This window comes from Streptomyces lienomycini (assembly GCF_027947595.1).
Taxonomy (GTDB): domain Bacteria; phylum Actinomycetota; class Actinomycetes; order Streptomycetales; family Streptomycetaceae; genus Streptomyces; species Streptomyces lienomycini.
This window is the reverse complement of record NZ_CP116257.1, coordinates 5,243,758-5,256,274: the sequence shown is the minus strand read 5'-3', so window position 1 is coordinate 5,256,274 and position 12,517 is coordinate 5,243,758. Positions and strand designations below refer to the sequence as shown.

Annotated in this window: 12 protein-coding genes; 5 read left to right on the top strand and 7 right to left on the bottom strand. The window is 73.2% G+C overall.

Going from position 1 to position 12,517, the window contains the following annotated elements; translation table 11 throughout:
* Nucleotides 1-49: 49 nt before the first annotated feature.
* Nucleotides 50-487: a hypothetical protein gene (locus BJ961_RS23880; protein WP_271414850.1), complete on the bottom strand. Its 438-nt coding sequence runs from the start codon at nt 485-487 to the stop codon at nt 50-52.
* Nucleotides 488-754: 267 nt separating this feature from the next.
* Between BJ961_RS23880 and BJ961_RS23875 the strand changes: the two genes are divergently transcribed.
* The 4 genes from BJ961_RS23875 to fxsA all read left to right on the top strand — a co-directional run bounded on the left by BJ961_RS23875 (nt 755) and on the right by fxsA (nt 4,926).
* Entirely contained in the window at nt 755-1,195 is a 441-nt protein-coding gene (locus tag BJ961_RS23875) for an Lrp/AsnC family transcriptional regulator (protein WP_030867874.1), read from the top strand.
* Nucleotides 1,196-1,286: 91 nt separating this feature from the next.
* Nucleotides 1,287-2,891 (top strand): amidohydrolase, encoded by a 1,605-nt coding sequence (locus BJ961_RS23870; RefSeq protein WP_271414849.1) that lies wholly within the window; start codon nt 1,287-1,289, stop codon nt 2,889-2,891.
* A 518-nt stretch (nt 2,892-3,409) separates the two neighbouring features.
* The gene (locus BJ961_RS23865) at nt 3,410-4,270 is read left to right on the top strand and encodes a polyprenol monophosphomannose synthase (protein WP_271414848.1); all 861 of its coding nucleotides are present in this window, start codon (nt 3,410-3,412) and stop codon (nt 4,268-4,270) included.
* A gap of 80 nt (nt 4,271-4,350) precedes the next feature.
* On the top strand, nt 4,351-4,926 hold the full coding sequence (gene fxsA, locus BJ961_RS23860; RefSeq protein WP_271414847.1) for an FxsA family membrane protein: 576 nt from the start codon (nt 4,351-4,353) through the stop codon (nt 4,924-4,926).
* Nucleotides 4,927-5,026: 100 nt separating this feature from the next.
* On the opposite strand, the gene BJ961_RS23855 is transcribed toward fxsA, so the two are convergent.
* From BJ961_RS23855 to yczE, 4 genes are all read right to left on the bottom strand, one after another.
* A complete protein-coding gene (locus BJ961_RS23855; RefSeq protein WP_003977404.1) occupies nt 5,027-5,401 on the bottom strand; it encodes an RNA polymerase-binding protein RbpA in 375 nt (124 codons plus the stop codon).
* A 277-nt stretch (nt 5,402-5,678) separates the two neighbouring features.
* A complete protein-coding gene (locus BJ961_RS23850; RefSeq protein WP_271414846.1) occupies nt 5,679-7,025 on the bottom strand; it encodes an MFS transporter in 1,347 nt (448 codons plus the stop codon).
* Between the two features lie 54 nt (nt 7,026-7,079).
* Entirely contained in the window at nt 7,080-7,847 is a 768-nt protein-coding gene (locus BJ961_RS23845) for a glycerophosphodiester phosphodiesterase (protein WP_271414845.1), read from the bottom strand.
* Nucleotides 7,844-8,509, bottom strand: a complete 666-nt coding sequence (yczE, locus tag BJ961_RS23840; protein WP_271414844.1) for a membrane protein YczE — start codon at nt 8,507-8,509, stop codon at nt 7,844-7,846. Before yczE ends, BJ961_RS23845 begins: the two co-directional genes overlap by 4 nt.
* Nucleotides 8,510-8,610: 101 nt before the next feature.
* Here yczE and BJ961_RS23835 point away from each other — a divergent pair, with 101 nt between their 5' ends.
* On the top strand, nt 8,611-10,110 hold the full coding sequence (locus BJ961_RS23835) for an SCO1417 family PLP biosynthesis transcription factor (protein WP_271414843.1): 1,500 nt from the start codon (nt 8,611-8,613) through the stop codon (nt 10,108-10,110).
* Between the two features lie 85 nt (nt 10,111-10,195).
* Here the strand turns inward: BJ961_RS23835 and BJ961_RS23830 are convergent, their stop codons facing one another.
* Together BJ961_RS23830 and BJ961_RS23825 are read right to left on the bottom strand one after the other, a co-directional pair.
* Nucleotides 10,196-12,007 carry a hypothetical protein gene (locus BJ961_RS23830; protein ID WP_271414842.1) on the bottom strand — a complete coding sequence of 604 codons (1,812 nt, stop codon included), beginning with the start codon at nt 12,005-12,007 and terminating at the stop codon, nt 10,196-10,198.
* A gap of 55 nt (nt 12,008-12,062) precedes the next feature.
* Nucleotides 12,063-12,257, bottom strand: a complete 195-nt coding sequence (locus tag BJ961_RS23825; RefSeq protein ID WP_115741101.1) for a hypothetical protein — start codon at nt 12,255-12,257, stop codon at nt 12,063-12,065.
* Between the last annotated feature and the right edge of the window lie 260 nt (nt 12,258-12,517).

Here is a 12,517-nt window from a genome sequence, read left to right as displayed (position 1 = left end):
GGGACGGAGGAAGGCGGCGGCGTCTCCCGGAGGGAGGTGCCGGGAAGCCTCAGGCCGCTTCGCGCCGCATCGTCGGCACCCGCATCGGGCGCGAGCCCGGGCCGCCCACGTGGGAGAAGGGCTGGGTCCGCCAGTCGAGGCCCCGGGGGAGCGTCAACAGCAGGGCGGTGTCCTGCTCGTGGGGCTGGAAGGACTCGTCCGCGGGGCGCGCGTCGGTGGCCCTGCGGCCGGTGCCCGCGCAGACCGTGAGCCCGAACGGATTCCACGGCGAGGCGCACAACGCGTGCTCCGGCAGCGCCTCCTCGTCCGCCAGCAGGGCGATGGGCTGCGCGCAGTCCGGGCAGATCACCCGGTACATCTCGAAGGTGTCGTAGGCGTCGGGCTCCGGGTCGTCGAACGCGTCGGGTTCGACCCCCTCCGATACGGGCTCGACGACCGGCTGCTGCCGCTTGGACGCGGTACGACCAGGGCGCTTAAGACTCTGCATGGGATTCTCCCCCTCGGGCTGGGCCGTGACGGCACTGCGGCCTCGACCACAGCAAGCACTTCCCGTCCCCCCTTCGGGGTAATCACGAGAACATCACGGAGACCGCCCAAGAGGTGTGGTCTTCGTCACATGACGCTCACAGGTGTCCCCTGCGGCGGTTTTGTCCCCGCCCGGCCGCGGTCCGACGTCCCGTCACATCACGAACGGGGCATGACCCGGACCGCTCAGGTATCCGAGGAGATCAACCGCACTGTAGGTTCTTGCGCCATGGAGGAGCTGGACCGACAGATCGTGCAGCTGCTCGTCAAGGACGGGCGGATGAGCTACACCGACCTGGGCAAGGCCACGGGCCTGTCCACGTCGGCCGTGCACCAGCGGGTGCGGCGGCTCGAACAGCGTGGCGTCATCCGCGGTTACGCCGCGGTCGTCGACCCGGAGGCCGTCGGGCTGCCGATGACCGCCTTCATCTCGGTGAAACCCTTCGATCCCAGCGCCCCCGACGACATCGCGGACCGCCTCGCCGGCGTCCCCGAGATCGAGGCCTGCCACAGCGTCGCGGGCGACGAGAACTACATCCTCAAGGTCCGAGTGTCCACCCCGCACGAGCTGGAGGAACTGCTCGCGCGCGTGCGTTCCCTCGCCGGTGTGTCGACCCGCACCACCGTGGTCCTGTCGACCCCGTACGAGGCCCGTCCGCCGCGGATCTGAACCCGCGCCCGCGGGCGAGGGCCGGACACGGGACGCCGCCCGACCCGCCCCGGCTGCCGGGCGGCCCCCGTGAGGGGCGAGACTGGTGTCCATGAGTGAGTCCACCACCCCCTCCACGACCGTCCTGCTGCGCCGCGGCGAGGTCCACAGTCCCGCCGACCCCTTCGCGACGGCCATGGTCGTCGAACGCGGCCAGGTCGCCTGGGTCGGTTCGGAGGGCGCCGCGGACGCCTTCGCGGACGGCGTGGACGAGGTGGTCGACCTGGACGGCGCGCTCGTCACCCCGGCGTTCACCGACGCACACGTGCACACCACGGCGACGGGCCTCGCCCTCACCGGCCTCGACCTCTCCGGTGCCCCCGACCGGGCCGCCGCCCTCGCGCTCGTACGGGAGTTCGCCGCCGCCCGTCCGGACGACCGGGTGCTCCTCGGCCACGGCTGGGACGCGGCCCGCTGGCCCGACGGACAGCCCCCCACGCGCACCGAACTGGACGCGGCGACCGGTGGCCGGCCCCTCTACCTCAGCCGTATCGACGTCCACTCGGCCGTCGTCACCACCGCCCTGCTCGACCTGGCACCCGGCGACCTCCCCCGCGAGGACGGCCCGCTCACCGGCGACGCCCACCACGCCGTACGCGCCGCCGCCCTCGGGGCCGTCACCCCCGCCCAGCGCGCCGGGGCCCAGCGCGCCGCCCTCGCGCACGCCGCCTCCCTCGGCATCGGAACCGTTCACGAATGCGCAGGCCCGGACATCTCCTCCGAGGACGACCTCACCGGCCTGCTGCGCCTGTCCGCCGAGGAGCACGGGCCGCGGGTGATCGGCTACTGGGCCGAACAGGACGTCGACAAGGCGCGGGAGCTGGGCGCCGTCGGGGCCGCCGGCGACCTCTTCGTCGACGGCTCCCTCGGCTCGCACACCGCCTCCCTGCACCAGCCCTACGCCGACGCCGGACACACCGGCACCGCGCACCTGGACGCCGCCGCCGTCGCCGCCCATGTCGTCGCCTGCACCGAGGCCGGACTCCAGGCGGGCTTCCACGCCATCGGCGACGCCGCCGTGACCGCCGTCGTGGAGGGGGTGCGCGCCGCCGCCGACAAGGTCGGCCTCGCCCGCGTCCGCGCCGCCCGGCACCGGATCGAGCACGCCGAGATGCTCACTCCGGAGTCCGTCGCGGCCTTCGCCGAACTGGGCCTGACGGCCTCCGTGCAGCCCGCCTTCGACGCGCTCTGGGGCGGCGAGGACGGCATGTACGCCCGGCGCCTGGGCAGCGAGCGGGCCCGCACGCTCAACCCCTTCGCGTCCCTGCTGCGCGCCGGGGTGCCGCTCGCCTTCGGCTCCGACAGCCCGGTCACGCCCCTCGATCCCTGGGGCACCGTCCGGGCCGCCGCCTTCCACCGCACGCCGGAGCACCGCGTCTCCGTCCGCGCCGCGTTCACCGCGCACACGCGCGGCGGCTGGCGGGCGATCGGCCGCGACGACGCGGGCGTCCTGGTCCCGGGCGTGCCCGCGGACTACGCCGTGTGGCGCACCGGCGAACTCGTCGTCCAGGCCCCCGACGACCGGGTGGCGCGCTGGTCCACCGACCCGCGCTCCGGCACCCCCGGCCTGCCCGACCTCACCCCGGGCCGGGACCTGCCCGTCTGCCTGCGTACCGTGGTGGGCGGCCGGACGGTCTTCGTACGGCCGGGCGAGTGATCTCCACGGCCGACGGGGCGATGATCTTCGCCCGGCCACGACCTGCGTCTCCTCCGCGCTGACCTGCGCATTGACAGTAAAGGCGCAGGTCGAACGACTGTTGACAGGCGACGGCGGGGGGCCGGTAGGTTCGGCCGAGTCCACCACCGGACGCCCGACCGGGGAACCTTCCGCGTCGCGGCGCCGCTGAGTCAGGGACGGTGTGCCGCACCGGGGCACCGCCACTGGGAGCCAGGCTCAGCGCTCGCGCCGGGACGAGGGAACGTTACGGCCGGTCGGGAGGTGTGACCCGGGTGGGGCCCGGGCGCTCAGTAGACAACGGCTCAGGTCGACCCGCAGCCGGCGGGTCCCTGGCCGGCCCGAAGGGTGCCGGGCCCCCATCCGTCGCACAACGGCCCGAATCGGCCATCCCTACCCCGGTCCCGGGAAAACGACACCACGGTACGGCCGTCCTGTCGCGTCGGCGCAGGCCGCGGCGATTATGGTGGTCCTCTGTGTACGGACACGAAGGGGCAGTGGTGAACGACGGCGACGGGACGCCCGCGGCTGCGGGGCGGGGGAGGAAGTTCGGCCCCCTGGGCACGGCCCTGGTGATCATTCCGACCTACAACGAGGCGGAGAACATCAAGGCGATCGTCGCGCGCGTGCGCGAGGCGGTCCCCGAGGCGCACGTTCTCGTGGCGGACGACAACAGCCCCGACGGCACCGGCAGACTCGCCGACGAACTCGCGGCCGGGGACGACCACGTCCGGGTCATGCACCGCAAGGGCAAGGAAGGGCTGGGCGCCGCCTACCTCGCGGGCTTCCGCTGGGGCCTGGAACACGACTACGGCGTGCTGATCGAGATGGACGCCGACGGCTCCCACCAGCCCGAGGAACTGCCCCGGCTGCTGACCGCCCTCAAGGGCGCCGACCTGGTGCTCGGCTCCCGCTGGGTGCCCGGCGGCCGGGTGGTGAACTGGCCCAAGTCCCGCGAGTTCATCTCGCGCGGCGGCAGCATGTACTCGCGGATCGCGCTCGATCTGCCGCTGCGCGACATCACCGGCGGCTACCGCGCCTTCCGCCGCGAGACCCTGGAGGGGCTCGGCCTCGAAGAGGTCTCCTCGCAGGGCTACTGCTTCCAGGTCGACCTCGCCCGCCGGGCGATGAAGGCCGGCTACCACGTCGTGGAGGTGCCGATCACGTTCGTCGAGCGCGAACTCGGCGACTCCAAGATGAGCCGCGACATCCTCGTGGAGGCCCTCTGGCGGGTCACCACCTGGGGCGTGGGGGAGCGGGTCGGCAAGGTCCTGGGCCGCGACAGGCGGCCCGACGCGACCCCCGACGGTCAGCAGGTTCCGAGCGAGAAGTCGACAAAGGCGTCCGACGCGAACGCCTGACCGCCTCCTGCGTCTGACCACTGCCTTCGCCCGACCGCCCCCTTATGCCGCACTGAGCCGGGGCCAGGCACACTGGGAGTATGACGACTGGCGCTCAGACCCCCAGGTCCCCCGCCCGGCCTCCGCGTTCCCGGCTGCGCACGCTTTTGCCGCTGGGCGTCGCCGTCTGGCTCGTGCTGGAGATCTGGCTGCTGACGGTGGTCGCGGGGGCGTCCAGCGGCTTCGTGGTCTTCCTGCTCCTGGTCGCCGGCGTGGTCCTGGGCTCCGTGGTCATCAAGGCGGCCGGCCGCCGGGCCTTCCGCAATCTCACCGAGACGCTCAACCAGCAGCAGTCGGGCACACCGCCCGAAGCCGCCCGCCCCAACAGCGAGGGCAACGGCCTGATGATGCTGGGCGGGCTGCTCCTGATCCTGCCCGGCCTGATCTCGGACGCGCTCGGCCTGATCATGCTGCTGCCGCCGGTGCAGAAGGCCGTCAGCCGCTACGCCCAGCGGACGGTGGAGCGCAGGCTCCGCGACGCCGGTCCGGGCAGCCTGGGCGACGCCTTCCGCCAGGCCCGCATGCACCGCCCGGACGGCAAGGTCGTCCAGGGCGAGGTCATACGGGACGACCCGGACGACTCCCCGCAGGACCCCCGCCCTCCGCTGACGCGCTGAGCCCCGGCTCCGCCCGGACACAACGAAGAACCGCGGGTGCCGCACACGGACTTCGTGTGCGGCACCCGCGGTTCTTCGTTGTGTCGCCTAGGGTTTCCCGCTACGCACTCTTGCGGCTGTCTCGCGGATGCACCGCGATGTTCATCGCGCCGGAGCGCAGAACGGCCAGCCGCTCCTCGAGGACCTCTTCGAGTTCCTCGCGGGTGCGTCGCTCCATCAGCATGTCCCAGTGCGTACGCGCGGGCTTGGCCTTCTTCTCCTCAGGGCCGTCGCCGTCAACCAGGAGTGCCTGGGCCCCGCAGACCTTGCACTCCCACTCCGGCGGGATCTCCGCCTCGACCGAGAAGGGCATCTCGAATCGATGCCCCTTCTCGCATGCGTACTCCACGGCCTGGCGCGGGGCCAGGTCGATGCCGCGGTCCGTCTCGTAGCTGGTCACCACGAGGCGCGTGCCGCGAAGAGCTCGCTCACTCATGAATCGTGCCTCCCGGGCTTGTCGCCCACAGGACAGGTGTCGCTGTCGTCGTCATCCGGTCAACGTCCGGGCGGCGGTAAAGATTCCCGTCCGGACTCCCGATCCGGGCCCTGCGTCGCCGTCGCAGCCGCAGCCTTGCAACCAGTGCAGTACCCGCCGACGTCCGGTTTGTCACCTCTGTCGACAGAGGTGACATAGCGATTCGGCACCTTTGACGCGCAGTAACGGTACGCCTGGCAGGCCAAACGCGTACACTACAGCCCTTTCGCGCCGAGTGCTAAATCCTTTCGGGTACCGGATTGCCCGCGTCCCGGATCGCCCGCCGCACCGGTACCCGCGCCAGCAGCACGAAACCGATCACGAAGAAGGCGACCAGCGAGATGATCGCGTCGCGGTAGCTCCCGGTGAGCTGGTAGGTGAGACCGAAGAGCAGCGGCCCCAGCCAGCTCATCCCGCGGTCGCTCAGTTCGTACGCCGAGAAGTACTCGGCCTCCTTGCCGGGCGGGACCAGGTGGGAGAACAGGGACCGGGACAGCGCCTGGCTGCCGCCCAGGACGAGGCCGATCCCGGCGGCCAGTACGAAGAACCACGCCGGTGCCCCGGCCGGCAGGAAGTACCCCGCCGCGAGGGTCACCGTCCAGGCGACCAGCGAACCGAGGATCGTGCGCCTGGCCCCGTACGTCCGGGCCAGCCGGCCGAGCGCCAGCGCGCCCACCACCGCCAGGACCTGCACCAGCAGCACCGCCACGATGAGCGTGGACTGCCCCAGGCCGAGTTCCTCGGAGCCGTACACCGACGCCTGGGAGATCACCGTCTGGATGCCGTCGTTGTAGACCAGGTACGCCAGCAGGAAGGCCAGCGTCAGCGGGCGGCGGCGCATGTCGCGGACGGTCGCCGCGAGCTGCCGGAACCCGGGCAGCGCCGCCTCCCGGGCCACCGCGCGACGATCGCGCAGCCGCCGCAGCGGAATGAGCGCGAAGGCGCCCCACCACAGCCCCGCCGAGGCCAGGCAGACGCGGACCGCCGCGCTCTCGCTCAGCCCGAAGGAGTCGTGGCCGGTGTAGAGGACCAGATTGACGACCAGCACCAGGCCACCGGCCGCGTATCCGAAGGCCCAGCCGCGCGAGGAGACGGCGTCGCGCTCCTCGGGCGGGGCGATCTGGGGCAGATAGGAGTTGTAGAGCATCATCGCGACCGACTGCGCGGCGTTCGCGACGACCAGGAGCAGCCCGCCCAGCAGATAGCGGTCGCCGTCGAGGAAGAACATGGCGGTCGTGGCCGCCGCGCCGGTGTACGCGGCGGCGGCCAGCAGCGGCTTCTTGCGCCCCGAGCGGTCGGCGGCGGCCCCCACCAGGGGCATCACCAGCACCGCCACGATCACCGACAGGGACACCGAGTACGCGAAGAACGACCCGGCCCGCACGGGTATGCCCAGCGGGTGGACGTACCCGTCCGCGTCCGCCGCCGACTCGGCGACCGACGTCAGATAGGGACCCAGGAACACGGTGAGCACGCTCGTGGAGTAGACCGAGCACGCCCAGTCGTAGAAGTACCAGCCCCGCTGTTCGCGCCGCCGGTCGGCGGCCCCGTCGGCCGCCTCGCTGTGCAGGGTGTCGGTACCCACCCGTGCCCTCGCTTCCCCGTGAGTGCGCACCGTCCCCCGGGGCCCCGCCAAGGCTCATGCCCAGACGCCGCGGTCCTCCATGACCTTGCGCAGTGTGTCGATGTGATCGGTCATGATGCCATCCACTCCCAGGTCCAGGAGCCGGTGCATCCGGTCCGGATCGTTCACCGTCCACACGTGCACCTGCTGCCCGCGCGCGTGGGCGGCCCGCACGAAGCGGCGGTCCACCACCGGGATGCCCGACTGTGCCTCGGGAACCTGCGCGGCCACCGCCGAGCGGCGCGGCCCGGCGGGCACGCCCCAGGAGCGCAGCCGCAGACCGAGGACGCCCCGGGTGCCGTACGAGGTGGCCAGGCGAGGACCGGCCAGCCGCTGGGCGCGGACCACGCGTGCCTCGGAGAACGAGCCCACGCAGATCCGGTCCCAGGCGTCCGTCCGCGCGATCAGCTCCAGGAGGGGCCGCAGCGCCGGCTCCGCCTTCACGTCGATGTTCCAGCGCACCTCGGGGAGGGCCTCCAGGAGCTCCTCGAAGAGCGGCACCGGTTCCTCGCCCGCCACGCGCGCGTGGCGCACCCGTTCCCACGGCAGGTCGGCGATCCGGCCGGCCCCGTCCGTCACCCGGTCCAGGGTCGCGTCGTGGAAGGCGACCAGCCTCCCGTCCCGCGTGGCGTGCACGTCGGTCTCGATGTACCGGTAGCCCGTCCCGACCGCCCGGCGGAACTGCCGCAGCGTGTTCTCCAGGCCGTCCGCCGCCCCGCCCCGGTGGGCGAAGGGGATCGGGCCCGGATGGTCGAGGTACGGGTGGCGTATCGGCGTGGTCACCGACGCAGTATCGCGCGCCGGGGCCGAGCGGCGGCAACCACCGTGCTGCCGTCCGGTGCCGTCGGCACGGCGAACACGCGCAGGAACACCTGGGCGAGCGGGCCGATCGACACGGCGTACAGCAGGGTGCCGAGGCCGACCGTGCCGCCGAGGGCGAAGCCCGTCACCACGACGGTGATCTCGACGGCGGTCCGCACCAGGCGCACCGAGAGCCCCGTGCGCTGGTTCAGCCCGGTCATCAGGCCGTCGCGCGGGCCGGGACCGAACCGGGCCGCGATGTACAGCCCGGTCGCCGCGCCGTTCAGCACGATGCCCGCCACCATCATCGCGATCCGCAGGCTCCAACCATGGGCGTCGGGCACGACACCCAGCGTGGCGTCCATGGCGGCGCCGATCACGAGCACGTTGGAGACGGTGCCGAGGCCCGGCCGCTGGCGCAGCGGTATCCACAGCAGCAGGACGGCCGCGCCCACGATCGTGAGCACCACGCCCATCGACAGGCCGGTGTGCTCCGCGAGGCCCTGATGCAGCACGTTCCACGGCTCCAGACCGAGCCCGGACCTGACCAGCAGGGCCGAACTGGCCCCGTACAGCACGAGGCCGCCGTAGAGCTGGGTCAGCCGCCGTGCGAGGTGCGTGGACTTCCCGGACCGCCTGGACATGAGGTGCCCCCTGTGTGGTGGTAGTGGCCTGCCGCATGACACCCTGTGGCTTGAGAAGGAGAGTCAACCATGGCCAATTCCGGGAAGGTGGACTGATTTCCATGGCGCAGTGGACCTCGGCCGTGGGGGCGGGCCAGCTCGCCCGACTGCTCGGCTCCCAGCAGGACCGTCCGGCCGGGCCCGGCACCCGCCGCCCGCCGGCCTACCGGGCGCTCGCCGACGGTGTCCGGCTGCTGGTGCTGGAGGGCCGTGTCCCGGTCGCCGCCCGGCTGCCCGCAGAACGCGAGCTGGCCCTCGCGCTGACCGTCAGCCGCACCACCGTCGCCGCCGCCTACGAGGCGCTGCGCGCCGAGGGCTTCCTGGAGTCCCGGCGCGGCGCGGGCAGCTGGACCGCGGTCCCGGCCGGGAACCCGCTGCCGGCCCGCGGTCTCGAACCGCTGCCGCCCGAGGCCCTCGGCTCGGTGATCGACCTGGGCTGCGCGGCCCTGCCCGCACCGGAGCCCTGGCTCACCCGCGCGGTGCAGGGCGCCCTGGAGGAGCTGCCGCCGTACGCGCACACCCACGGCGACTACCCGGCCGGACTGCCCGCGCTACGCGCGATGATCGCCGAGCGCTACACCGCGCGGGGCATCCCCACCATGCCCGAGCAGATCATGGTGACCACGGGCGCGATGGGCGCGATCGACGCCATCTGCCACCTCTTCGGCGGACGCGGCGAGCGCATCGCCGTGGAGTCCCCGTCCTACGCCAACATCCTTCAGCTGATGCGCGAGGCAGGGGCCCGGCTGGTGCCCGTCGCGATGGCCGAGGGACTCGCCGGCTGGGACGTGGACCGCTGGCGCCAGGTGCTGCGCGAGGCGGCGCCCCGCATCGCCTACGTCGTCGCCGACTTCCACAACCCCACCGGCGCGCTCGCCGACGACGACCAGCGACGGCGCCTGGTGGACGCGGCCCGCTCGGCGGGGACGGTGCTCGTGGCCGACGAGACGATGAGCGAGCTGCGGCTGGACGACGACGTGGAGAAACCGCGACCCGTGTGCGCCTTCGACCCGGCCGGGTCCACCGTCGTCACCGTCGGCTCCGCGAGCAAGGCCTTCTGGGCCGGGATGCGCATCGGCTGGGTCCGTGCCGCGCCCGACGTGATCCGCAGCCTGGTCGCCGCGCGGGCGTACGCCGACATGGGCACGCCGGTGCTGGAGCAGCTCGCCGTGAACTGGCTGTTCAGCACCGGCGGCTGGGAGCAGGCCGTGACGGTGCGCCGGGAACAGGCCAGGCGGAACCGGGACGAGCTGGTGGCGGCGGTGCGGCGGGAGCTGCCCGACTGGGAGTTCGAGGTGCCCCGCGGCGGGCTGACCCTGTGGGTGCGGACCGGGGGCCTGTCGGGCTCCCGGCTCGCCGAGGCGGGGGAGCGGGTGGGCGTACGCGTGCCGTCCGGGCCCCGCTTCGGGGTCGACGGTGCCTTCGAGGGCTACGTCAGGCTGCCGTTCACCGTCGGCGGCGCGGTGGCCGAGGAGGCGGCGGTACGACTGGCGGCGGCGGCCCGGCTGGTGGAGAGCGGCGGGGCCGGGGGCGGCGAGGCACCGCGGACGTTCGTGGCGTGACCCGAACCGTGCGGGGCGGGTCACGCCCCGCACACGTGGTGCGGCGGGAGGCGGCGCGGTGGGTCGCGCCGCCCCGGCCACGGCGTCAGGAGGTTTCCGCCGCGACGGCCTTGCCGGGGACTGTCTCAGCGGGAACCGGCTCGGCCGTCGTCCCGGCCGCCTCCACCGCCACCACCACCGGGGCGGTGTCCGTCCCGGCCTCCACCGCCTCGCTCCCGGTATCCGCCTCGCCCCCGGGGTCCGGCTCGCCCCCGGTGTCCGGCTCGCCCCCGGTCAGGTCGTCCGGGGCGTCCATCCTGTCCGGCTTCTCCATGGACACGGCCCTCGCCGACGCCTCCGCCTCCGCCTCGGCTTCCGGGGGGAGGGGCGCCTGCTCCCCGTCCGCCGGTGTCGTGCGCGGGGGGAGCAGGTCGAGCACCGCCTGCCGGTGTGCGTCGCTCGTCGCGTCGTCGTAGGGGTCCGGGGTGGCCGGGACCTGGAGCCGGTGCACCGGGCCGCCGCCCAGACGGGCGTACCCCCGGCCGGGCGGGACCTGGTCGACGGGCGTGGTGCGCGGGGGTGCGCCCAGCGCGCTCGTCAGCTCGTCCGCCGTGGCCGGTCCGAGGACGACACGCGCGCGCGTGTGCTGCCGTACGGCGTCGGTGAGTCCGTCCAGGGCGTCCAGCTGGTCGGCGACGACCACCGTGACGTTGGCCGCCCGGCCGTGCCGCAGCGGAACCTGGAGCAGGGTCTGCGGGTCCCGGCGGCCGTTCGTGTCGGCGAGGTGGGTGAAGGCGGTCGGACGGTCCAGGAAGACCCACAGGGGCCGCCGGGTGTCGTCCGGCGCCGCCAGACCCTCCTGGCGGGCCCGGTTGACGGAGATCAGCCGGCGTTCCGTCTCCGCCGCGGCCCACTCCAGGCTGGTCAGCGCGCCGGTGAGGCCGCACTCGACCGCCAGGACGCCGTCCCGCCCCACCAGGCAGGCGTACTCGCCGGTGCCGCCGCCGTCGACGATCAGCAGGTCGCCGTGGTGCAGCGCCTGCAGGGCGACCGAGCGCAGCAGGGTGGACGTGCCGGTGCCCGGCTGCCCCAGGACCAGCAGGTGGGGTTCGGTCGAGCGGATGCCGGTGCGCCAGACGACCGGCGGTACGTCCCGCTGCTCCGCGCCGTGGGTGAGCGGGAGCGTGCGCTGGACCCCGGTCGGGTCGGTGAAGCCGAGGACGGTCTCGCCGGGCGTCGTCACGAAGCGCTGGGCGGTGATGTCGGTGGGGAGCGCGGGGAGCACGTCGACGGAGAGGTGGTTGGCCTCCTCGTCCCATGTGAAGCGGTACTCCCTGCCCCGGCCGGACTTCGCGGCGAGCAGGTGCTCGATCCGGACCCGGGACGCGGCCTCGCCGTCGGTGAAGTAGGCGGGGTAGCGGATCACCAGGTGGGCGAAGCGGCCGCCGCCGTCGAACTCGTACGCCGGGAACGCCTTCTCCCAGTCGCCGCCGTGGGCGTACAGGGGCTCGGGGTCCTCGGCGACCGAGAAGTACGGGACGAGCGCCTCGTAGAGCGACTGCAGGCGCTTGCTCTGGGTGTCGTCGGGCCCCTGGGGCGCCGGTGGGGTGCGGTCCCTGCCCTGCCAGGCTGCCGCCGCCATCAAGGCGATGACGGCGAGCAGCGGGCCGTACGGCACGAGTGCCACGACCAGGACCACCGAGGCCACCAGGAACAGCAGCGCGCCGCGCCGGTCCTTGGGGGTCTCGGTCCATCTGCGCCCCGCGGCCGCGGCCAGTCGGCGCAGACCGCGGGCGATCGTGATCAGCGGCTGGAGGACGTCGGTGGCGCCGTCGGCCGCCGTCCGGGCCAGCTCCCGGCTCCGGGCGAGCTGCGCGCCGCCGTTGCTCAGAATGCGGGGGAGGGGCCGCCGGGCCACTGCTGCCTCCTGGGAGTGCGTACGTGCGGATGTCGGGCGTGGGGGGAGCGGGCGGTCAGAACTTGATGCCGCCGAGGAGGCCCGCCAGGCTCTCACCGCCTGCCTTGATGCTCGGGGCGATGGCCGTACTCGCGAGGTAGAAGCCGAACAGCACGGCGACCAGCAGGTGCGAGGCCTTGAGGCCGTCCTTGCGGAAGAAGATGAAGACGACGATGCCGAGCAGGACCACGCCTGAGATCGAGAGGATCATGTGAGTTCTCCTGGTTCACGGGGACAGTCACCATGAGTACTTCCAGGCTCACAGCATGTATCCATACGATAAAAGGTGCAAATGGGGGAAATTCGACTGAATTGCCCCAAGTGGTGGAGTGTCGGCTGGGCCGGTTGCACGGCCCTGTTGCGCCCGCCCGGATCCGAGTCGATCTTTACCCCCGGGCATGGCGACCCCGGTGACCTCCGAGCCAGTACCCTGGCGTATTCACTCGCACGGCCGCACCGCTCGCGGTCGTG

What these genes read in the sequence shown, in the direction of transcription:
- BJ961_RS23855 (WP_003977404.1), bottom strand. Translation starts at nt 5,401, where the DNA reads ATGAGTGAGCGAGCTCTTCGCGGCACGCGCCTCGTGGTGACCAGCTAC.
- BJ961_RS23875 (WP_030867874.1), top strand. Translation starts at nt 755, where the DNA reads ATGGAGGAGCTGGACCGACAGATCGTGCAGCTGCTCGTCAAGGACGGG.
- BJ961_RS23880 (WP_271414850.1), bottom strand. Translation starts at nt 487, where the DNA reads ATGCAGAGTCTTAAGCGCCCTGGTCGTACCGCGTCCAAGCGGCAGCAG.
- yczE (WP_271414844.1), bottom strand. Translation starts at nt 8,509, where the DNA reads ATGTCCAGGCGGTCCGGGAAGTCCACGCACCTCGCACGGCGGCTGACC.
- fxsA (WP_271414847.1), top strand. Translation starts at nt 4,351, where the DNA reads ATGACGACTGGCGCTCAGACCCCCAGGTCCCCCGCCCGGCCTCCGCGT.
- BJ961_RS23870 (WP_271414849.1), top strand. Translation starts at nt 1,287, where the DNA reads ATGAGTGAGTCCACCACCCCCTCCACGACCGTCCTGCTGCGCCGCGGC.
- BJ961_RS23835 (WP_271414843.1), top strand. Translation starts at nt 8,611, where the DNA reads ATGGCGCAGTGGACCTCGGCCGTGGGGGCGGGCCAGCTCGCCCGACTG.
- BJ961_RS23825 (WP_115741101.1), bottom strand. Translation starts at nt 12,257, where the DNA reads ATGATCCTCTCGATCTCAGGCGTGGTCCTGCTCGGCATCGTCGTCTTC.